The sequence below is a fragment of the Providencia sp. PROV003 genome, from assembly GCF_045040775.1.
In the GTDB taxonomy this organism is placed as follows: domain Bacteria; phylum Pseudomonadota; class Gammaproteobacteria; order Enterobacterales; family Enterobacteriaceae; genus Providencia; species Providencia huashanensis.
Map to the genome: position 1 here is coordinate 1,988,364 of NZ_CP096369.1, position 22,194 is coordinate 2,010,557.

A 22,194-nucleotide genomic window follows, 5' to 3' on the forward strand; every position below is an offset into this window, starting at 1 on the left:
AGTATAAAAGAGGGCTTTTATACTCTGAGTTTAGCCATTATTTTACTGCTTAGGCGGTAAAATATGCGCAGAAAGTTGCTTTTCCATAAAATCAGCAATTGATGGTTGGGCTTCTACTGTAGGATGAATACCATCTTGTTGTATCCATTCAGGCTTTGTAATCACCGTTTCCATATAAAATGGTAATAAAGGTATTTTATTATTTTCAGCAAGTTTGGGATAAACTTTTTCAAAGCTTGTTGTATAACGTTTTCCATAATTGGGTGGAATACGAATTTGCATTAAGAGCGGTTTTGCACCAGATTGCTCTATTTGGTCGATAATTTGCTGTAAATTAGTTTCGAGATCCTCAACAGGGAGGCCTTGTAAGCCATCATTGGCACCTAATTCAATCAGAACCCAGTTTGGTTTGTTTTGTGTAAGTAAGGTAGAAAGGCGTTCAAGCCCTTGTGCTGAGGTATTCCCACTGATGCTGCCATTAATAACTGCAATGGGCGGTGACAGTTTCTGCCAACGGTCGGCAAGTAGCGAGGCCCAAGCCTGCTCAGCCGGTAAACGGTAGCCTGCACTCAGGCTATCCCCTAAGATCAATAACTTAGTTGACGCCAGTGCGTGTCCACTCGCGGTTAGTAACAGGAGAAAAACCAATATATGTCGGCGAATAATATTCTTGAAGTTCATCATCTCATTAAACGTGTTGGTCAAGGTGAACATGAACTGACTATATTGCAAGGTGTTGAGCTAATTGTCGAGCCCGGTCAAACAATTGCTTTAATTGGCGAGTCTGGATCTGGAAAATCGACCCTATTGGGGATCATCGCAGGCTTAGATGATGGTTCTAGTGGCACGGTTAGTTTACTAGGGCAAGAGCTAACCCGTATGGATGAAGAACAACGTGCGCGTTTACGTGCTGAAAGTGTCGGTTTTGTTTTCCAGTCTTTTATGCTTATTCCAACATTAAATGCGGTTGAAAACGTGCAGCTACCTGCCTTATTACGTGGTGAATCTGAATCAAAAAGCTACCAACAAGCCGCTGATTTACTGGCTGAATTAGGGCTAGGGAAACGCCTTAATCATATGCCGGCTCAGCTTTCAGGAGGGGAGCAGCAACGGGTTGCATTAGCTCGCGCTTTTAATGGGCGCCCGAAAATTTTGTTTGCAGATGAGCCAACGGGGAATTTAGACCGCCATACTGGGGATAAAATTGCTGATTTATTATTTGCTATGAATAAAGACCATGGCACAACCTTAATTTTAGTCACTCATGATAACGAATTAGCCGCTCGTTGCCAGCGTCGTTTACGGTTAGTTGATGGGCAATTGAGGGAAGAAATATGATTTGGCGTTGGTTTTGGCGTGAATGGAAAACACCATCGCTACTTATTGTTTGGCTTGCATTGACGCTTGCTGTTGCCTGCGTATTAGCGTTGGGGCGCATTAGTGATCGTATTGAAAATAGTATGAGTTACCAAAGCCGTGAGTTACTGGCTGGTGATTTAGTTTTACGTTCTTCACACCCCGCTGACCCAAAATGGTTGCAAGAAGCGAAAAATACAGGGCTACAGCTGAGCCAGCAGATTTCATTTTCGACGATGGCATATGCAACCGAAGATGAAGATGCAAGGCCGCAACTGGTACTAGTCAAAGCCGCAGATAACGCTTACCCACTCTATGGTGGGTTAGTAACTGAACCTGAAGGCTTACAGCCTAGACAAGGGCAGGTTTTAGTTGCACCACGGCTACTTGAGTTATTGGGACTTAAAGTTGGAGATAGCCTCGATATTGGTGATGCCACACTTAAAATTTCAGGTAAATTGCTCCAAGAACCTGATAGCGGTTTTAATCCATTTCAAATAGCGCCAAGGGTATTAATTGCGATTGAAGATGCACCATTAACAGGGGCAATTCAATTGGGGAGCCGTTTAACATATCGCGATATGTTTGCTGGTGATACCGACATGGTCAGCAGTTTTCAACAAAAATTTGATCAACAGCTCCGAAGTGACCAACGTTGGTATACTTTAAGTGAGAATAACGGGGCGGTCGGAAAAACCTTCCAGCGGGCGCAACAGTTCTTGTTACTGTCAGTTTTATTAACCTTATTGTTAGCCATTGCCGCGGTAGTGGTTTCTATGACCCATTATTGTCGCAGCCGTCACCAGTTAATAGCAGTGCTTAAAACCTTAGGTGCAGGGCGAAATGCGTTACGGAAATGGATTATTGGCCAATGGTTGGTGATCTTAATTGCTGCGGCACTACTCGGCTCATTATTAGGGTTGGCTTTTGAAGGCATTTTAATGCAAATCCTTGGGGCCATGTTACCGAAAGAACTTCCATCAGCAAGCTTAATGCCTTGGGTTTGGGCTGTAGGTACCCTATTTATTATTGCTATTATTGTTGGTAGCCGGCCTTATTACCAACTTATGGCAACTCAGCCTTCAAGGGTATTACGGGATGATGCTCAGTCTCCTGTTTGGCCACTATATTATTATTTACCTATCGTAGTATTCATTGTTGTTGGTGGTTTATTTATCTTTGCGGGGGTAAACCCACTGTTATGGTCGATTCTAGCAGGGATTGTGGTTGTTGCTATTTTATTGGCTTTAATTGGTTGGCTAGGGCTATGGGGGCTTCGACATATTAAATTCCGCCAGCTTAGCTTACGTCTTTCTGTGAGCCGGTTACTAAGGCAACCACTACAAACGATTACTCAGATGAGTGCATTTTCATTATCGTTTATGTTATTGGCGTTATTGATCTTAGTGCGCGGTGATCTTCTTGATCGTTGGCAGCAGCAACTTCCTGCGGATAGCCCTAATTATTTTTTGATCAACATGAATCACTCACAGCTTGAGCCTGTGACAAAATTACTTGCACAGTACCAAGTTAAACCGACAGAGTTTAACCCTGTGGTACTTGCACGCTTAACGGATATTAACGATCAATCTGCTATTGAATGGGCAGATGAGCGAGATCCCAATAATAATACGGTTAGGCGTGAATTAAGTTTAACATGGCAATCGGAATTAGCCCCTGCGAATGTAGTTGATGAAGGGACGTGGCCACCTAAAGCGGGTGAAGTTTCAATTGAACAGACGGTGGTTAAAGAGCTAGGTTTAAAAATCGGCGATAAACTTACTTTTAACGCAGGTGCTCAGGTGTTTTCGGCAACAGTAAGCAGTATTCGTACTGTTGATTGGGAAAGTTTACGGCCAAACTTCTATTTTATTTTTTCAGAAGAAACGTTATCGGCCATGCCAGCAACTTGGCTAAGTAGCTTCCATTACGAAGGCGATGGTCAGTTATTGACACAACTTAGTCGTCAGTATCCAACTATTAATGTCCTTGATACTGGGGCGATTATCACACAGATCCAGCAAATTCTTCAGCAAGTCAGCCAAGCTCTTGAAGTAATGGTTGTGTTGGTTATCTTCTGTGGAATACTGTTGCTATTAGCGCAGATCCAAGTGGGAATGAGTCAGCGCGAACGTGAGTTGGTTGTTTATCGCACCCTCGGTGCAAGTAAAAAACTGATGCGAAGAACACTGTGGAGTGAATTTGCTTTACTTGGTTTAATGGCGGGTCTTGCGGCTGCATTTGGCGCAGAAATCGCGTTATGGTTACTGCAAAGTAAAGTATTTGATTTTCCATGGCAACCCGAGTGGCGTATGTGGGTATTACTCCCTTTAAGTGCCGCCTTATTGTTATCTATTTGTGGCGGGTGGCTGGGGCTGCGTCTGGTTGGAACAGGAAACCAGCACAGGCGGCTACCAAATAGTTAACAGGGTGATTTTTAGCGTTAGGCGGTCTGTAATGCTAAAAGTTAACTTAAATAAAGGGGCAAGTATGAGTGCTGTTTGCTTGCCCTTAATCATAGCAGGCCGTTTGTTGGTGTCTCTAGTCAAATAACTGTCTTTAATTCATCACAAAATTGTCATTCACTATAGTTATGATTCCGCTGTCTATTATTGATGGTCATACAGTGGAAATATAACAATGCAATATAACAATTCTATTAAGCGTAAGTTCGGTTCTTTATCTTTGTTGGCAAGTTTAATTACTTTTAGCATTTCAGGGTTCGCTCAACAGGAAGTACCAGCAACGCTGGCTGGGCATTCTATTTTGCCTGTTGATTCAACGGTTTCAGCGCCACACAATGCGCCTTCAGGTTTACAAGTTAGCGGTAAATTTACTACGGGGACTCGTGTTGATACTCTCGGTAAAGTCGAAGGTAAATCTGCTGATCGACCAACAGGGATGTCTATTCCAATTAAAGGTCAACCGCGGCAAGGTCATTCAGGTATCAAGCATATGGCTGATGGTACTTATTGGGTTTTGACTGATAACGGCTTTGGTAACAAAGTAAATTCACCAGATTCTATGTTATATATCACGCAATATGATATTGATTTTAAATCAGGTAAAACGACACCATTGAAAACCGTTTTCTTCCATGACCCAAATAAAATTATTCCTTTTCATATTATTAATGAAGACTCAAAAGAACGTTATTTGACGGGGAGTGATTTCGACCCAGAAAGCTTTCAGTTTGCTGATGGTGCGTTATGGGTAGGTGATGAATTTGGCCCTTATTTAATCAAGATGGACCTTGATGGTAAAGTCTTGGCATTGTTTGAAACCCAAGTGAATGGGGGAAAAGTGATTTCTCCAGATCACTACCAAGTAACAACACCAGGCAAACCATCTGATACAGTGGCTTTTCAAGTTAATCGCTCAAAAGGTTTCGAAGGGATGGCATCATCACCGGATGGCTCAAAATTATATCCGATGCTAGAAGGGGCAATTTGGGACGATAAAAAGCAAGACTATGAAAGTGTGGATGGTAAGCGAGCCGCTCGCATTTTGGAATTTGATGTCAAGAAACAAGGTTGGACAGGCAGAAGTTGGTTGTATGTCTTTGAAGATAACCAAAATGCGATTGGTGATTTCAATTTAATTGATGATACCCACGGTTTAATTATTGAGCGTGATAATGGCGAAGGGACAGCTGACAAGGCATGTGCAGCGGGTAGTAGTAAGACTGAAAATTGTTTTAGTCATTTAGCGAAATTTAAACGCGTATATCGCATTGAGTTCTCGGATAAAAATGTAGGCGGTGCGGTCGATAAGCAAGCATATATAGATTTGATGCAGATTAAAGACCCGAATAACCAAGCAAGAAAGGCGTTAAACGAGGGCGTATTTACCTTCCCATTCTTTACTATTGAAAATGTGGATATTGTGGATGATGAACATATTATTGTGGGGAATGACAATAATTTCCCATTCTCATCGAGCCGTGACCCTAATAAAGCGGATGACAACGAATTTATTTTACTGAAAGTCCCTGAGTTACTAAAACCTTAATTTATTTTATGCCACTTTAACACGATGTTGGGTGGCATAAACTGATACGCATGTGTTGATCCAATATCTGGTCTTTTAGCTTATTTTCCCTTGGTTTTAATCTTTCCCGAGCTAGAGTCTCGGGATTTTTTATTGGGTATTGAGTACAGGGGGCTTCATCATCAATGTTAGCAGTAAAATAACGACAACAGGGGCAGCAATAATTAAAAATGCTGGGGTGAAGCTGCCTGTAAAATCTTTTATTGCGCCGGCGATAAAAGGGGCCAAACAGGCAATAGTAGAAATTAAATTTACCACGGAAAACAATTCTAAATAAGGGCCACGACCAAAATAGTTAGACAGCAGAACACTCGATGCAAGGAAGGTCATACCATACCCAACACCGACACACAGTACGAATAAAATGAGCCATAACCAAGATGTCGCAATGCTTAGGAAAACCACGCCAAGTACCATAATGATTAGACTACCAATTAATAGTTTTTTAGGTTCTAACCATTCACCAGCAGCTCCACCAATAAACCTTGAGAATGCATTAACAAATGCCATTGTACTAAGTAATGAAACTGCAACGGTCATACCAAACCCGCGCTCTTCAATATGTGCCACGGCAAAGCTGTTGACAGTAATGCCACACCATAAAAAAGAGGTGTAGGTTGCTGCAATTAAATAAAATTGCCATGTACGCAGTGCTCTGCCGACAGTCCATACTTCAGCAGTACGATAAATGGGTTTATTGGCATCACTCACTTGTTTTTGCATCACTTTTTTTGCATGAGCTTGTTCTTGTTTGCCTTCGCGCAACATAAAAATCGTGATTAAAGTAACAATGCTCAGGTAAACGGCGCAAAGTACCCAATGCATACGCCATGAGCCGAGCTGATTAGAGGCATAAAAGTAGATCCATGGGCCTGCTACGCCACCTAACCCGCCTATGGTGAAATACATCCCAAAGGCGAGAGATTGTTTTTCAAATAACCGTGAGAGGACATAAGTCCCTGGAACGGTAGCCAGTAGGGTAAAACCTATCCCAATTAGTGCAGTGCCAAGAAAATAAGTACTGATGGTATGTGTGGAGTATAAGTTATAAAAACCCGTGATAAAGACCAATGTTCCCAACAGTAAAGTGGTGCGTACCCCCATTTTACGGATAAGAAGTGAAGGGAGAAAACTGGCGAGACCACAGGTTAACCCGAGTAAAGTAAAACCGAAGCCTGCTTCGCTCCAGCTCCATTTAAGTTCGCTTATCATCTCCGGTAGTACCACACCCAAAGAGGTAAAGGTTGTTGCGGTGGCTAAAAAGTAAACCAGCCCTAAAAGGATGAGAATGCACCATTGATAAAGCGGACTAAAAGGCTGCGAGGACATATTAACTCCGGTAATGCCGCACACCTTGAAACCAGGATACGTATTGATTGGGTGACGGCCAAAAATAGCAGAATGCCCGAAAACATGTTCGGGCATCGATTAAGCGTTATTTTCGCTATTTATTGCTGAGAGTGCCAGTCTAATTTTGCATTTGCCCACTCAATGCCACTTTTGTACTCATTTGGTAAAAGCGGAATTAGGCTATTAAGGGTTGAAATAAGTTGCTGGTAATCATTATGGGCTAAATTTAAATGACCAACTTTACGGGCAGGGCGTACTTCTTTTTCATACCAGTGTAGGTGAATAAGCGGTAGTTTAAGCCAGTCAAGGTTGATATTAGTGCCAATAAGGTTGACCATAACCGCAGGGCTATAAACCTCAGGGGATGGCATCGGCAAGTTTAAAATTGCCCTTAAATGTAATTCGAATTGGCTAATGGAGGCACCGTTTTGAGTCCAATGCCCACTATTATGAACGCGAGGGGCAATCTCATTGATAAGTAAGTTATCGCCAACCACGAAACATTCCATTGCCATGACACCGATATAACCTAATTCATCCATGACTGCACTTAACATCGCCTGCGCTTGCGCTTGTAATGGAGTAGCAGATTTAGGGAAAGCGACGCTGGTACGCAAGATCCCTTCTTGATGAAGGTTATGGGTGATTGGGTAGAAAACGGACTCCCCTGCTTGGTTGCGTGAGCCAATCACAGACACTTCGCCATCAAAGGGAATGCCTTGCTCAACGATGCACTCACCATAAATTTCTGCGGGCAATTGAGTTTCATCGCCGGGGCGCACTCTCCATTGCCCTCGGCCATCGTAACCGCCAGTTCTACGCTTGACGATGAGAAAGTCCCCTAACGTAGCGAATAGCTCAGGCCATTGTTCTGGTGACTCAAGCCGTGCCCAAGGCGCCGTTGCAAGCTGCAAGCTATCAAATAGGCTTTTTTGTGGGAACCTATCCGCTAGGCGTGGAAAAATATCACGATTAATAAAAGCGTTATGACGTGCGAGTTCTTTTGTTAATGGGGTTTCAGGCCAGCGTTCAATTTCCGCAGTGATCACGCTTTGTTGATAAGGAACCGCCTCAGGTTCCGCATCAAGGCCAACAGGAAAAACAGCGATACCTAATGGCTCGCCCGCTTGGCGAAGCATTCGGCCTAATTGGCCATTACCAAGAACGCAGACGGGCTTCATTAGGCTTCCCTCGGATCTGGGTTGTTTAACACATCATCAGTTTGCGTCGCACGCCATGCAGCGAGGCGATTGAAAACGACGGAGTCACTGATTGCGAGTACTTGAGCGGCTAATAAAGCCGCATTGGCAGCGCCTGCTTTGCCTATAGCTAAGGTCCCAACGGGGACCCCTTTGGGCATTTGTACGATAGAATAGAGGCTATCGACGCCACTGAGTGCAGCACTTTGTACAGGAACGCCAAATACAGGAACTAAGGTTTTCGCTGCTAACATACCCGGTAAATGAGCGGCTCCGCCAGCACCGGCAATAATCACATCAAAGCCATTTTCTTTCGCATTTTCAGCGAAAGAAAACAGTTTGTCTGGGGTGCGGTGTGCTGAGACTATTTCGACATGAAAAGGGAGTTGGAGCTCGGTTAACACATCAGCAGCATGCTGCATGGTTGTCCAGTCACTTTTCGAACCCATAACAATGGCGATTTTTGCCGCAGATTGATCAGAAGCTTGGGCGGTCATTTGGTGCTTTCCTGTATTGAAAAAAACGTCACCCGAAGGCGGAGAATTGAATTGTGCCGATCATATCACGACAAAGCAGCAAGGAAAACGTTTGCGTGATTAATAAATAGGCAATCAGTTGTGTTTACAACCAAGAAGTTGCAGAAGCGTTATTCGAATGGGAAGAAAATGAGTTCGATACCTTGTTGATTGATAACAAAGGCAGAACCTTCATGATGCCATGCACCTAACACGCCACGAAAATGAACTTTACCACCAATATTGATTTCATGAATAGCAGGGCGGTGGGTATGACCGTGGATCATCCATTGGGCTTGGTGCCTTTTTAGTGCGTCAATAACCGCTTGAGGATTAACATCCATGATGGATTCTGCTTTCATACTGCTTGCATACTGGCTATTTTGGCGCATTTTTTGGGCAATGCGGCGGCGAATAAATAAGGGAAGTGCAAGAAAAATACGTTGAACCCATGGAGTATGGACTTTTTTACGGTAGTTTTGATAAGCGGCGTCATCAGTGCATAAAGTATCACCGTGTAAAATCAAAATGCGATTACCATAAAGTTCCAGCAATGTTTCTTGGGGCAAAATAGTCATGCCACATTGTTTGGCGTAACGTTTACCCATCAAAAAATCCCGATTTCCGTGAATGAAATAGCAAGGGACTCCCTGACTTGTCAGTGTTTTTAATTCGTTAGCAACAAGTTGATGAAGCGGGCCTTGATCATCATCACCCACCCAATAATTAAAAAAATCACCGAGGATATACAGGCTATCGGCGTGGATGGCTTGCTGTTGAATAAAATTAATAAAACCGGCGGTGATCGCCGGTTCATCTTCACTCAAATGCAAATCTGCAATGATATAAGTGGACATGCGCTCAGGCTTACTCGCTAACTGTCACTTTCTCAATGATTACATCTTCACGAGGAACGTCTTGGTGGAACCCACTGCGACCAGTCGATACCCCTTTGATTTTGTCGACAACGTCCATGCCTTCAACAACCTCTGCAAATACGCAGTAACCCCAGCCATCAGGGCGCTCTGAGCGGAAGTTTAAGAAGTCATTATCAACAACGTTAATAAAAAATTGTGCGGTTGCAGAATGTGGGTCGTTGGTACGAGCCATTGCTAATGTACCACGGCTGTTTTTGACACCGTTGTTAGCTTCATTTTTGATAGGAGCTTTAGTGTTTTTTTGTTCCATGCCGGGCTCAAAACCACCACCTTGGATCATGAAACCATTAATAACACGATGGAAAATGGTATTATTGTAGAAACCTTCACGACAATAAGTTAAAAAGTTTTCGACTGTGACGGGGGCTTTATCGTCAAAGGTTTTGATAACAATGTCACCGTGATTGGTATGAAATGTAACCATAATAGCTATCCTGAATAATTGTTTTTTATGCGCTATCTTGCGAAAGCGTTGAGATCAGCAAGTTTATATCACAGATAAAACCTGACTTGAAGCAGCAGTACGCATTGTAGCTGTTTTATAGCATAATAGGTGCGTCTTAAATACAATGAAAAAACCGATAGTAAAGGTAGGTTAAACCCTTGCATTCTTAAGGTGAACGGGGTTCAATAACATGATATTTTATCGATAGAAATCGATAATCATTTTTCAAATAAAATGGAAAAGTTCAGATGCTGCAAATTTTTAATACACTAAGTCGCCAAAAAGAAGAGTTTAAGCCCATCCACGCAGGTAAGATTGGGATGTATGTGTGTGGCATCACTATCTACGACTTGTGTCATATCGGTCATGGCCGTACATTTGTAGCGTTTGATGCAATTAGCCGTTATTTACGTTATTTAGGTTATGACTTGAATTATGTTCGTAATGTGACTGATATTGACGATAAAATCATTAAACGTGCGGCGGAAAATAATGAAAGCGTTGAAGCGCTGACAACGCGTATGCTGGCTGAAATGCATAAAGATTTCGATGCTTTAAATATCTTGCGCCCAGACAGCGAGCCACGTGCAACACGTCATATTAGTGAAATTATTGAATTAACCCAAAGTTTAATTGAACGTGGACACGCGTATGTTGCAGGTAATGGCGATGTCATGTTTGAGGTAAAAACTGACCCGAATTATGGCTTATTGTCGCGCCAAGATTTAGAACAACTGCAAGCGGGTGCACGCGTTGAAGTTGCGGATGTTAAACGAAATCCAATGGATTTTGTGTTGTGGAAAATGTCCAAACAAGGTGAACCTAGTTGGGAGTCACCTTGGGGTTTAGGTCGCCCAGGCTGGCATATTGAATGTTCCGCGATGAATAGCAAAACGTTAGGTAACCATTTTGATATTCACGGTGGGGGCTCTGACTTAATGTTCCCACACCATGAAAACGAAATTGCACAATCTACCTGTGCCCATGATGGCCCATATGTTAATTATTGGATGCACTCAGGGATGGTGATGGTTGATAGAGAGAAAATGTCTAAATCTCTCAATAACTTTTTTACTATTCGTGATGTGCTTGAGTATTACGATGCAGAAACGGTACGTTATTTCTTGTTATCTGGTCATTATCGTAGCCAACTCAATTATACCGAAGAAAATTTAAAGCAGGCTCGTACAGCACTTGAGCGCATGTATACCGCATTACGAGGCACCGATAAATCAGCTGTACCAGCTGGCGGTGAAGAATTTAAAGCTCGTTTTATTGAAGCGATGAATGACGATTTTAATACTCCAGAAGCCTATTCTGTATTGTTTGATATGGTGCGTGAAGTAAACCGCTTGAAATCAGAAGATATGTCAGCGGCCAATGGGATGGCGGCACAACTTCGTGAGCTAGCCGGTGTTCTAGGTTTGTTAGAACAAGACCCAGAAAGCTTCCTAAAAGGTGGCGCACAGACTGAAGATGATGGGGAAGTGGCAAAAATTGAGGCATTAATTCAACAACGTTTAGATGCGCGTCAGAATAAAGATTGGGCACAAGCGGATGCGGCGCGTGATGAACTTACTGCAATGGGGGTAGTGTTGGAGGATGGTGCGGCTGGCACTACGTGGCGTCGCAAATAATACGCGTCATATTTCGCGCTGTGGCGGTGTTGCCACACTTGGCTACTTGGGTCACATACTTTTGTATGCTCCCCAAGTTATCCGCGTTCGGCGCCTAGCCACAACGCGAACTATTTAGCGTATTAATAAGTGTTAATTTCACGCTGTGGCGGTGTTGCCATCACTTGGCTACTTGGGTCACATACCTTTGTATGCTCCCCGAGTTATCCGCTTTCGGTGCCTAGCCACAATACGAACTATTTAGCGTATTAATAAGTGTTAATTTCACGCTGTGGCGGTGTTGCCATCACTTGGCTACTTGGGTCACATACCTTTGTATGCTCCCCAAGTTATCCGCGTTCGGTGCCTAGCCACAACACGAACTATTTAGCGTATTAATAAGAGTCAACTTCACGCTGTAGCGGTGTTGCCATCACTTGGCTACTTGGGTCACATACTTTTGTGTGCTCCCCAAGTTATCCGCGTTCGGCGCCTAGCCACAACACGAACTATTTAGTGTATTAATAAGTGTTAATTTCAAATATAAATTGAGTTAAAAATAAAGCGTTAGATATTTAAGCGGTTAGGTAGTGATATCTAACCGTTTTTATTTTGTTCTAGATAAAAGCCCCCCAATTAAGGGGGGAATAAGACTACCAACAGGGACTAGGAATGGAACTTAAATTGGTATGACTAAGCGATACTTGCCATTTCTTGTTGAGCTTCTTTAGGGGTTGCTTTTTTGACAATGGCATAAAGCACACCTGAAACCACTGTGCCAACTACTATCGCGAATAAATACATCAATACATGATTAATGGCTCCGGGTATTAACAGCACAAATAGACCCCCGTGAGGTGCCATCAACTGAATACCAAAGTACATGGATAACGCTCCAGTTATTGCGCCACCAATGATACAAACAGGGAGAACACGGATAGGGTCTTTTGCTGCAAAGGGAATGGCTCCTTCAGAAATAAAGCATAATCCTAGAACAAATGAAGCTTTGCCTGCCTCACGTTCTGCTGGAACAAATTTATGACGAGCCAAAAAGGTTGCAATACCCATTGCTAGAGGGGGAACCATTCCTGCTGCCATAATCGCTGCCATTGGCGCATAAGTTTGTGAACTTAACAGTCCCACACCAAAAGCATAGGCAGCTTTATTGACCGGGCCTCCCATGTCAGTGCACATCATTGCACCGAGAATCGCCCCTAAGATCACGGCATTGGTGGTTCCCATCGTATTTAGCCAGTTTGTTAGCCAATCCATTAACCAAGCGACGGGATGCCCTATTACATAGATCATGGCTAGGCCGGTCACTAAGGTAGAAATTAGTGGCACGATTAAAATTGGTTTTAGTGCCTCCATTGTTTGCGGTAATTTTAATCGAGTACTAATAAAATGAGCACTGTAACCCGCAAGGAAGCCAGAAATAATCCCACCTAAGAACCCAGCACCTAAAGTGGTTGCAAGTACACCGCCGACTAGACCTGGCGTTAAACCAGTCCTATCAGCAATAGAGTAGGCGATATAACCGGATAGCACTGGCACCATCAACGCGAGAGCTGTTTGTCCACCAATTAGGCTAAGTGCCCAAGCCAGTGACCCTTCAATGTTGGAAGCGTCCAAACCAAAAGCAAATGACAGTGCGGTGCACAGACCTCCGGCAACAACCATCGGAAGCATATAAGACACTCCAGTGAGTAAGTGTTTATATATTCCACGTTTTTCATTGGTTTTATGTGATTGCGAGGAGGGGGTTCCACATTGTGGCGTGAATAGACTCGCTTCTTCTATAGCTTTATCCATTACTTGAGCTGTTTTTTTCAATGCCGCACTGGTGGAGGTGCGGTACATTTTTTTCCCCGCAAATTTATCAACATTGACTTCAATGTCTGCCGCGACGATAACAAGATCGGCTCGTTCTATTTCTTCTGGTGTAATTTCGTTTCCTACACCGACGGAACCTCGAGTTTCTACTTTTATATGCCAGCCACGTTTTTTGGCTTCAGTTTCAAGAGCTTCTGCTGACATATAGGTATGTGCAACCCCTGTAGGGCAGGCGGTAACTGCCAGAACAGATAGAGGAGATGAATGAGAAGGTGCTGAAGCATTTTCTGTTAAGAATATAGCTTGGCTAAGAGCTGCTGAAAGAAATTCAGCAGGTTGCCTAATTGCGTGTTCAGGAAGGCCAAAATAAACTTTTTTATCAATGCAAGTAAAGTTATCAGGTAGTTGATTTTCAAAACAAATGATAATATCGGCATCTGAAAGTTGTTCTGTAAACGTAATATTTTGGCTAGCAGATATTTTTTTTAAGGCATCAATAGCCAGCCAGACAATAGCAGGACCTTGTTGATGACTCGGAGCGATTAGTATTTTCATCATGTTTACCCTTATTCTACTGTAAACGGCTGTAAGTCAATTTGAGCCATCATGCGTGCAAGTTGAGCTCTGTTAGTAACACCGACATTAGGTTGTGAGACTGCGAGTGCGGATACCGCTGTAGCAAGACGTAAGGTATGTTCACTAGTTTGGCTCATTAATAAGCCATAGATTAGCCCGCCAACCATGGAGTCTCCGGCACCAACAGTACTGATAACTTCGCATTTAGGTGGTTTTGCAAACCAAGCCCCTGATGCGTTAACCCACATAGCACCTTCTTCACCTAAAGAAACGACAACATGGGCAATACCTTGCTGCCGGAGCTGATTCGCGGCCTCAACAATTTCTTGATGGGTAGATAGTGCTCTGCCTGCCCAAATTTCTAATTCACGGTGATTGGGTTTGACTAGCCAAGGTAATGCTTTTAAGCCTGCGACAAAGGCTTCGCGGCTACTATCAAAAATCACACACATGCATTGTTCACGCAGGCGGCGCATCCATTGGGTAAAATCATTTAAGTCGACGCCTTGAGGTAAACTTCCGCTAACACAAATCATATCGAATTGCCCAGCCCAGCTTAGTGAGTCTGTTACGAAACGCTGCCAATCTGCTTTGGTAATGCTAAAACCTGAAAAATTGAAATCAGTCACAGACCCAGCTTGCTCTGTGAGTTTCACATTAATTCGTGTACGTCCTTCAACGACTTGGAAGCGATTCGCGATACCCGTTTCACTAAAGACTTTTTGAAAGCCATCTTGGTTTTCTTTTCCTAAAAAACCACCGACGGTGACATCAATATCTAAATTTTTAAGTACTTTGGCGACATTGATCCCTTTTCCTGCTGCGTGAAGACCTGCAGTTTTAACTAAATTCACATCACCACGATGGATATCAGTTAACAGACCAACTAAGTCATAAGCTGGGTTTAAAGTGATAGTTGCAACTCTTCTACTCATGGAATTTGTTCTCCAAGTCCGGAATTAATGGCTTCGCCAATCGTGCTTATCGCTTGCTGTGCATCAACTCCTTCTGCGTGAATTCGTAAACGATGGCCACATTTAGCGCCTAAACTGACTATTTTCATTAAACTACGCCCATTAACAGGTACTGCTGTCCCATCAAGGTTACTGACGGTGATTGTGCTTTCGAATTTTTTAATAGTGCTGACTAACAGGGTACTTGGACGAGTATGCAAGCCATGTGGATTCATAATGGTAAAATCTTGAGTGATCCCAGACTGGCTTGGTTCTATAAGTGAATCGGAGGGGGAAGGGGAGTTTGTGTTTTGTTCATTTGTAAAGCGTGAAACTAAAGAGTTAACGTTATCATTTTTTAAAATATGACTGATTTGTTGGTTTTGTAATAACTGACTTACTTTTGATAGAAATGACTCAACTTGGTTATTCGCATAAGAAATGGTGATTAAGGCTTTGACTGGATGCTCTTGAAAATGAAAGGTGTTTTTGGCGACCGATAACGCAATACCATTTTGAATGTTCCCAACAGGGCTATCACTTAGCCAAATACCTTGTCCAAGGTAATAAGGTGTTTCAGTGAGCACTTGCGTAATAAAGTCAGTACTCACTATTTGGGCATTTTGTAGGTTAATAATATTTTGTATTTTCAGTGTATTAATATTATCTGCATGGGCATTAATAGTAACCATCGTATCGTCAAATTTTAATGGCTGAATTTGGCTTTCTCCCATTAATAATTGCTTTAGTGCTTTAGGTGTATTTGCCTTTACCATTGCTTGCGCAATATTTTCATCACTAATAACGTGGGTCAATTGGCGAAGCAATTCTAAATGTTCATTAGATTGAGCTGCAATACCAATGACAATGTAAGCAGTTTGCCCATCGCCCCATTCAACACCATGAGGAAATTGGAATACAGAGAAACCCGTTTTTAATACTTGGTCTCGAGTGTCTGTTGTCCCATGAGGAATAGCAATCCCATTGCCTAAAAAAGTGGGGGCTTGCAGTTCTCGATTAAGCATCCCTTGTACATAACCACTTTTAACATAACCTGAGTTTTCTAATGCTAGAGCCACTTGTTCAATGGCACTCTTTTTGTCAGTTGCTGATGCAGCAAGATGGATATCATTAATTGATAGGCTAAACATAATTTCTCCTGATTATTTAGTGATAACCGGACCAGCCAGAAAGAATGCTTACGAGCAGATCTGATTGCTTGTTAATCATGTTATCGTTAACAACGATAGCTGAATCGTTTAGTCTTGTCTATGGAATAGAAGAAAATTATGTTGAAATTGAGATCTAAGTTAAACTTTTTAACTTAAATAAATACGTTTTATAAGGAGAGTTTTATTGCGAGCTGAAGTGTTGCTGAAATTGTTTTCTTATCAAAAACAAAGAATAATGTTTTTTTAAAAAGGCAGGGGATAAAAAATATCTCAAAATAAATTGTTGATGGTTTACTTGGAAATGAGCTAACAGATAAAGGGGTGTTATGATGGGGGGTAAAGAGGGAGGTGGGTAAGCTGACTGGCTCAGCTTACCCAAATAAACTATTCTTCAACTCTGACTGTTTCACTACCCATTGAAACGGTTTTTCCAGCCAAAATTTTGCAGCGTTTACGTGTTTCAACGAGGCCGTCGACTTGTACTAAGCCATCAGCAATCATTGCCTTAGCCATTGCGCCACTTTCAGCCCAGCCTTGAATTTTTAGCAAATCGCACAGTTCGACGTGCGGATGCCCATCAAGATTGAAAATTTCCATTGTTGCTCCAGATTACATTAAATATCGTGGTACTCTTCACACGCTTGTAACGTGTTTTGAATCAGGGTTGCTACGGTCATTGGCCCAACTCCACCGGGAACGGGGGTTATCCAAGATGCGCGTTTTGACGCCTCATCAAAATCAATATCCCCTGTTACTTTACCATTTTCTAAACGGTTAATACCAACATCAACAACGATAGCACCAGGTTTAATCCACTCTCCTGGAATAAAATTAGGCTTACCAACCGCAACAACAAGTAAGTCCGCATTGCGCACATGTTGTTCTAAGTCTTGGGTAAAACGATGGGTAACGGTTGTGGTGCAACCTGCTAATAGTAGCTCTAGGCTCATTGGGCGACCAACGATGTTAGATGCGCCAATAATAACGGCATTTAAACCGTGTGTATTGATATTATAGCGTTCTAGCAACGTAACGATGCCCCTTGGTGTGCAAGGGCGTAAGCGAGGTGCTCGCTGGCAAAGGCGACCGACATTGTAGGGGTGGAAGCCATCAACATCTTTGTCTGGATGAATGCGTTCAATAACTTTAACGTTATCAATGCCCGCAGGTAATGGCAATTGAACTAAGATCCCATCAATTTGGGTATCTTGGTTTAAATCGTCAATCAGTTTTAGTAATTCCGCTTCTGACGTTGTATCAGGTAAATCATAGGAACGCGAAATAAAACCGACTTCTTCACAAGCACGACGCTTACTGCCAACATAGATTTGCGAGGCAGGGTTGGCACCGACTAAAATAACGGCAAGCCCTGGAGCACGTTTTCCTTGTTCTAAACGTAACTGTACTTTTTGGGCAACTTCTTGCCTAATTGTCTGCGCAATCGTTTTCCCATCAATAATTTTTGCTAACATCTGTAACTTAATCCATATATGAGACACGGTAATATCTCTATTTTGTCAGAACTTCACACTATTGTCAGTTCAAACTGTTACATAAATTGAGCATCTAGTAATTTTAGTAGCGAAAAGCCATTGACTCGGCGCTCAGCAACCGTATAATTCAACGCCATCAGCCATATAGGCTACCTGCATTATCAATGCGCCCTTAGCTCAGTTGGATAGAGCAACGGCCTTCTAAGCCGTAGGTCACAGGTTCGAATCCTGTAGGGCGTACCATTTAAAATCAATGAGTTATGCCAATTTGAATCCTGCTTGATTTCCTCCTTGTGTCGTAATTGTGCCGTTATCATCAAAAATAGTATCAATATGTCTAGCGTGTTCACTTAAATGATTAGGTGCAAGATGTGCATATCTTCTGACCATTTCTATGCTTTCCCATCCGCCCATTTCTTGAAGTGCTGAAAGCGGGACGCCAGACAGAATTAACCAGCTAGCCCATGTATGCCGCAAATCATGAAAGCGGAAGTTTTCTATTCCTGCTCTTTTAAGTGCGGCTCTCCATGCTGTGTTAGAATCAACTCGCATTTTTCTAACGCTTGGCGTTAATGTTCCGTCTGGTCTCTTTTTGGATTCAGGGTGAACAAATAACCACCAAAAGTAACCGCAAGACAAATTTGTCCTCTGGGAATTAATTCCACAGTGAAAACAAGCACTCTTTTTAAATATCAATAAGTTACCTAATAACCGTTTCCATAAAATAAAAAAACTAGCAAGATTGATAATGGCGCAATCGAAAATGACAAAGAACTGAATTCTATGATATCTAATTGGCATGATGGAGTAGCAAATATCTGTCAATTTTCAGATTTTCGTGATTATAGTTCATGAATAAGCGCTAAAGAGTTTACACGTATAGCATTCGATAAATGGAGATGCCTCAGTGGTTAAAGGCAGATATAAATTATTGCCTGGTGAGTCTATTGCTTTTGGATATAAAATTGATTTATATAGAAAAATCTCAGGGTGGGCACATTTATTCCCCTACTTTTTAGATAACGAGTGTTTAAGTGTTGAGGCATTAGATTCTTGTACCGTGGCTCCTCTTAGCTCGACTGATATTAAATTTGGTAATCAACTTGCGGGGAGAAAACAGAATCAATTGCTTGAAACTAAACTTGCGAGTATGCATATTAATTGTGTAACAGCAGGTAAGCTTTTAATGGTAGTTTCAGCTAATCAGCAATTACATAGGGAAACAAGTTCGGGAAATAATTCAGGCACAAATTTGGCTGGAATGGCCTTGGACTCACTTAGTGTCAATACAGCGGATTCAACAGAAAGGCCATATATTGTAACCTCAAGAGCAGCATCTACCCCAGATATTTGTAGAAATGGAAATGGTAATGCTATTCCATATTATGACCGTATTAAGTTAGGGAATATGTCAAATAGTAGCACTAAAGAAACATTATATTTCAACCTTTGTCATAATGGAAATATCAAAGCGGGAAGCTATCGAGGGAGTATTGATGTTTCATTTTTCTTAGAATAGTTACTATAGTTCGTAATTAAAATTATAATATCCTCTTAGCCTGATATTTAACAATTAATTACGAACTATTATTTTAATAATTTACTCATAAAGCTACAGAGGTTTAATGGCTATCAGCTAACAGGGGCGCAGATAGTTACTGCTTAGTAAAAGTTAGTATCATAAGCCGATTTGAAATCGGAAAATCTAAAGAGGACATTTCACATCTTTAGACTAACCCACAAATTAGTTACCTACCTTTCATTGTTCCTCTTTAAGATGACCAGTTCAGCTGCTCCGAAGTTACCGAGGAGTTTCAAATATATCTATAAAATTTTAGTTACTTGTGTGCTCAATTAATTCATAGTTAATCTACTAACTTATTGTGCAATGAGACCCTTATTGAGGCGCAAATATGATTATACGTTGTTATAGTGACAAAATAAGCGATAACAAAATAGATGAGCTGACCAATTTATTGTATAGATGCGTCCTTGGTGGGGCTAGTGTTGGATATACTGACGCAAAAGATCAAATAGGTGATATGAAAAATTATTGGGTTGGTGTCAATCACTCTTTATCAACAAACAATTTTAAACTTATCTCAGTAGAGGTAGATAATAAAATCGTTGGTGTTGTTGGACTTGATTTGTGTACAAAGCCAAATGGCAAACACCGAGGAGAAATTTGTAAATTATTGGTATTACCTGATTACAGGCGCAAAGGTCTCGCAAGGAGATTAATGCTAGCGGCTGAGCAAATAGCATGGGAAACAGGATTGACACTTCTAACATTAGATACAAATACCAAAGGAATAACTGTTAGCTTATATACCTCTCTAGGATGGCAGGTTAGTGGTGAAATCCCTGAATTCGCTCAATCAATTCATGGCGACCTTGAATCAACAACCATCATGTTCAAGCTAAACCCTGAAAGTAAAGTTTAAATAAGATTGATTAATAGCTGATTAAATTTGAAGTCGTACCGGTGTTAATTTTACAGTTCCGTTTGAAACGAAGTCGTGGAAAACACGAGTAGAACTATTTCCGGTTGGTATTTCATTATCTGCAATGAAATTACCAATTGATGATATTTTGCAATGCTGGTGGCTTTGGGAAAACTGAAGCCTGAACCTCTTAATTTTTGAGTCACAAAATAAAAAGGGGACATAATTGGAAGCATGATACGAAATTGAATGAATATAAAATGTTTATAATTAATGAGGTATGTCTTTATATTGAATCCTGTAGACTTCAAATTATGTCTATTTTTATGCCTAAAATTCAGTGGGTTAACTGATTTTACGCTTTCTTTGTTCATCTTCCAATGTAAAAAACTCCGCTCTATAAGCCGTCATGTGAACCCCTTGATGGTGATCCTACGTGATGGACACCTTAACTTAACTCAGAGCGGATATTACAACTTTGCTATTACAAACGGTGTGCACTAATAATTAAAAAAGGTGAATATCGATTAAAAATTTCAGCTTCCGGTTTTTCCAATAGGGCTTCATTGATGACTTTAGGCTCTTTAAGAGCATCAATCACAAATCCCACATTGAGTAATCCCATAATATAACTTTCGACTGTTCGGTGATATTTAATAACGTCATCGACAAACCATGAGGTATGACGTATAGACTCATTCTGATAATTATCGACAGGCATACAGATAAATTCACCAGATTCATTTTTCATAAATGAAGAAGCATGTGCGGTACACATCGGATGTTCCACAGAGAATACAAATTTCCCACCCTCTTTGAGGTGAGAATATGCTTCGCTTGCGAGCTGATTAAAGTTTTCGATATAGTGGATTGCGAGGGAGGAAATAATAAAGTCAAAACGTTCATCGAAAGTCATAGGGTCAGTCATTGACGCATGAATATATTCAATATCATCGGTTTGGGTCAGTTTTCTGGCTTGTTCTATCATGTTACTTGAAAGCTCAATACCGTAAACTTTTTTCGCCCCTTTGCTGTGTGCGTACCGTGCAAAATCACCAAAGCCAGATCCCAAATCGAGAATTATTTTACCTTTTAAATCAGGTAATAGAGCCCTTAATGCAGGTTCTTCTATGATGCCATTAAGGCCCGTATCATTGACCCTTAATGTTTGATAATTTTTAAAAAAAATGGGGTTATCATAAATATTCTGTTCTTTCATAGATAGTCTCAGTATCGTTATAAATTATCTTCAAGCTGTTACCACTGATCACCACTGCGAAAATCGCAATAGAGTGGTTGGGAAAAATCAATCGTTTTATCTTTTGTCCACCCAAGAACGCCGCCTTCTTCATCAATGGAATGAATATAAGAGCCTTGTTTAAGTTCATACAGCTTTCCTTCCCAAACATGCCATCCTGCTGATTGATATAGAGGAAAACCCTCTTCAGATGCAGAAAGTAAGCCGAGTTGATAACAGTTTTCTATAATTTTGTTGGTTTCCTGCATGAGCTGTCGACCAATACCTTGGCGGCGATAACTTTCTAATACTGCCATGGCTTCAACATAACCGACAGTGACTGGGTGATGACCTAATGCCATATTGCGCTGAACAATGGATACGTGGCCAACAACATGTTTTTGGTCGTAAGCTAAAATATGCATGCCGCCTAAAGCATGCTGAAAGTCATCTCGAGAAAAATCACAGTCAAAGCTTTGATATAACAAAGTGTAGATAACCTCTTTTTGGTCATTAGATAACTGCGATGTATGGCGACTGAAATATTGGATAGTCATAGAGTCTCTTGAAGTGCTAGAAATAAAAGTAAATAGAATCAATAATTTTTTTGGCGCCCCAAATATACCAATAATATTATTTAATAATTCTGGATAAGTGGGGTTAATGTATTCATTAAAAAGGTAATTTCATTATTATCTAACTCATGCAAATGGAGCGGTTTGTACGAGCGCTAATATCTCGCTCTAGGGAAGAAAAGTTTTCATAAACACGTTGTGCCTCACAAAAAAACTGTGAGGAAACAAGTTTGAAGCCATATTGCTGTAATACAGTTTCAATTTGTTGCTGAATTGGACTGCGTATAGCTCCAATTTCAATCAGTTTGGAAAGCATTCAAAGAGGAAACCACGTAAGTGTTGTTCTCCACCCGATAGGGCAACATTTTCATGCTTCTATCCTGAATAATAAAATACCCATAATCATTTAGAATTCTATGGATTTCATTATAATTACCATTGT

At 41.4% G+C, this 22,194-nt stretch carries 19 protein-coding genes, 1 tRNA gene and 1 pseudogene; 7 read left to right on the plus strand and 14 right to left on the minus strand.

All coding sequences use genetic code 11. From position 1 onward, the window contains the following. Positions 1 to 42: 42 nt before the first annotated feature. Entirely contained in the window at positions 43 to 684 is a 642-nt protein-coding gene (tesA, locus tag M1F14_RS09000; protein ID WP_042848104.1) for a multifunctional acyl-CoA thioesterase I/protease I/lysophospholipase L1, read from the minus strand. Between tesA and ybbA the strand changes: the two genes are divergently transcribed. From ybbA to M1F14_RS09015, 3 genes are all read left to right on the plus strand, one after another. After that, a complete protein-coding gene (ybbA, locus tag M1F14_RS09005; protein ID WP_042848102.1) occupies positions 652 to 1,338 on the plus strand; it encodes a putative ABC transporter ATP-binding protein YbbA in 687 nt (228 codons plus the stop codon). The genes tesA and ybbA overlap by 33 nt on opposite strands. Continuing rightward, entirely contained in the window at positions 1,335 to 3,782 is a 2,448-nt protein-coding gene (gene ybbP, locus M1F14_RS09010; protein WP_048608057.1) for a putative ABC transporter permease subunit YbbP, read from the plus strand. The genes ybbA and ybbP overlap by 4 nt, the downstream gene beginning before the upstream one ends. Before the next feature lie 214 nt (positions 3,783 to 3,996). Next, entirely contained in the window at positions 3,997 to 5,367 is a 1,371-nt protein-coding gene (locus M1F14_RS09015; RefSeq protein ID WP_181468694.1) for an esterase-like activity of phytase family protein, read from the plus strand. Between the two features lie 129 nt (positions 5,368 to 5,496). On the opposite strand, the gene M1F14_RS09020 is transcribed toward M1F14_RS09015, so the two are convergent. The 5 genes from M1F14_RS09020 to ppiB all read right to left on the minus strand — a co-directional run bounded on the left by M1F14_RS09020 (position 5,497) and on the right by ppiB (position 9,832). Next, entirely contained in the window at positions 5,497 to 6,735 is a 1,239-nt protein-coding gene (locus M1F14_RS09020; protein WP_129466313.1) for a CynX/NimT family MFS transporter, read from the minus strand. A gap of 119 nt (positions 6,736 to 6,854) precedes the next feature. After that, positions 6,855 to 7,937 carry a 5-(carboxyamino)imidazole ribonucleotide synthase gene (purK, locus tag M1F14_RS09025; protein WP_181468693.1) on the minus strand — a complete coding sequence of 361 codons (1,083 nt, stop codon included), beginning with the start codon at positions 7,935 to 7,937 and terminating at the stop codon, positions 6,855 to 6,857. Beyond that, positions 7,937 to 8,452: a 5-(carboxyamino)imidazole ribonucleotide mutase gene (gene purE / locus M1F14_RS09030; RefSeq protein ID WP_048608054.1), complete on the minus strand. Its 516-nt coding sequence runs from the start codon at positions 8,450 to 8,452 to the stop codon at positions 7,937 to 7,939. The genes purK and purE overlap by 1 nt, the downstream gene beginning before the upstream one ends. A 149-nt stretch (positions 8,453 to 8,601) precedes the next feature. Further along, entirely contained in the window at positions 8,602 to 9,327 is a 726-nt protein-coding gene (gene lpxH, locus M1F14_RS09035) for a UDP-2,3-diacylglucosamine diphosphatase (RefSeq protein WP_042848091.1), read from the minus strand. Between the two features lie 10 nt (positions 9,328 to 9,337). Next, positions 9,338 to 9,832, minus strand: a complete 495-nt coding sequence (gene ppiB, locus M1F14_RS09040) for a peptidylprolyl isomerase B (RefSeq protein ID WP_042848090.1) — start codon at positions 9,830 to 9,832, stop codon at positions 9,338 to 9,340. Positions 9,833 to 10,101: 269 nt separating this feature from the next. Between ppiB and cysS the strand changes: the two genes are divergently transcribed. Next, positions 10,102 to 11,490 (plus strand): cysteine--tRNA ligase, encoded by a 1,389-nt coding sequence (cysS, locus tag M1F14_RS09045; protein WP_042848089.1) that lies wholly within the window; start codon positions 10,102 to 10,104, stop codon positions 11,488 to 11,490. 672 nt (positions 11,491 to 12,162) lie between these two features. Here the strand turns inward: cysS and fruA are convergent. The 5 genes from fruA to folD all read right to left on the minus strand — a co-directional run bounded on the left by fruA (position 12,163) and on the right by folD (position 17,475). Next, positions 12,163 to 13,857: a PTS fructose transporter subunit IIBC gene (fruA, locus tag M1F14_RS09050; protein WP_048608053.1), complete on the minus strand. Its 1,695-nt coding sequence runs from the start codon at positions 13,855 to 13,857 to the stop codon at positions 12,163 to 12,165. A gap of 11 nt (positions 13,858 to 13,868) precedes the next feature. Continuing rightward, the gene (gene fruK / locus M1F14_RS09055) at positions 13,869 to 14,813 is read right to left on the minus strand and encodes a 1-phosphofructokinase (protein ID WP_042845343.1); all 945 of its coding nucleotides are present in this window, start codon (positions 14,811 to 14,813) and stop codon (positions 13,869 to 13,871) included. Next, the gene (gene fruB, locus M1F14_RS09060; protein ID WP_166686108.1) at positions 14,810 to 15,982 is read right to left on the minus strand and encodes a fused PTS fructose transporter subunit IIA/HPr protein; all 1,173 of its coding nucleotides are present in this window, start codon (positions 15,980 to 15,982) and stop codon (positions 14,810 to 14,812) included. Before fruB ends, fruK begins: the two co-directional genes overlap by 4 nt. A 405-nt stretch (positions 15,983 to 16,387) precedes the next feature. After that, the gene (ybcJ, locus tag M1F14_RS09065) at positions 16,388 to 16,600 is read right to left on the minus strand and encodes a ribosome-associated protein YbcJ (RefSeq protein ID WP_042845339.1); all 213 of its coding nucleotides are present in this window, start codon (positions 16,598 to 16,600) and stop codon (positions 16,388 to 16,390) included. 17 nt (positions 16,601 to 16,617) lie between these two features. Further along, positions 16,618 to 17,475, minus strand: coding sequence for a bifunctional methylenetetrahydrofolate dehydrogenase/methenyltetrahydrofolate cyclohydrolase FolD (gene folD / locus M1F14_RS09070; protein WP_042845338.1), 858 nt, complete (start codon positions 17,473 to 17,475; stop codon positions 16,618 to 16,620). A gap of 187 nt (positions 17,476 to 17,662) precedes the next feature. Here folD and M1F14_RS09075 point away from each other — a divergent pair. Further along, a tRNA-Arg gene (locus M1F14_RS09075) sits at positions 17,663 to 17,739 on the plus strand. Between the two features lie 15 nt (positions 17,740 to 17,754). Here M1F14_RS09075 and M1F14_RS09080 read toward each other — a convergent pair. Beyond that, a pseudogene (locus M1F14_RS09080) lies at positions 17,755 to 18,114 on the minus strand (site-specific integrase); the annotation flags it as partial. A 289-nt stretch (positions 18,115 to 18,403) separates the two neighbouring features. Between M1F14_RS09080 and M1F14_RS09085 the strand changes: the two are divergent. After that, a complete protein-coding gene (locus tag M1F14_RS09085; protein ID WP_181468692.1) occupies positions 18,404 to 19,015 on the plus strand; it encodes a hypothetical protein in 612 nt (203 codons plus the stop codon). A gap of 394 nt (positions 19,016 to 19,409) precedes the next feature. Continuing rightward, positions 19,410 to 19,940, plus strand: coding sequence for a GNAT family N-acetyltransferase (locus M1F14_RS09090; protein ID WP_071548321.1), 531 nt, complete (start codon positions 19,410 to 19,412; stop codon positions 19,938 to 19,940). Positions 19,941 to 20,424: 484 nt separating this feature from the next. On the opposite strand, the gene M1F14_RS09095 is transcribed toward M1F14_RS09090, so the two are convergent. Beyond that, on the minus strand, positions 20,425 to 21,159 hold the full coding sequence (locus M1F14_RS09095) for a bifunctional 2-polyprenyl-6-hydroxyphenol methylase/3-demethylubiquinol 3-O-methyltransferase UbiG (RefSeq protein ID WP_042845325.1): 735 nt from the start codon (positions 21,157 to 21,159) through the stop codon (positions 20,425 to 20,427). A 38-nt stretch (positions 21,160 to 21,197) separates the two neighbouring features. Then, a complete protein-coding gene (locus tag M1F14_RS09100) occupies positions 21,198 to 21,734 on the minus strand; it encodes a GNAT family N-acetyltransferase (RefSeq protein WP_042845323.1) in 537 nt (178 codons plus the stop codon). Positions 21,735 to 22,194: the final 460 nt, after the last annotated feature.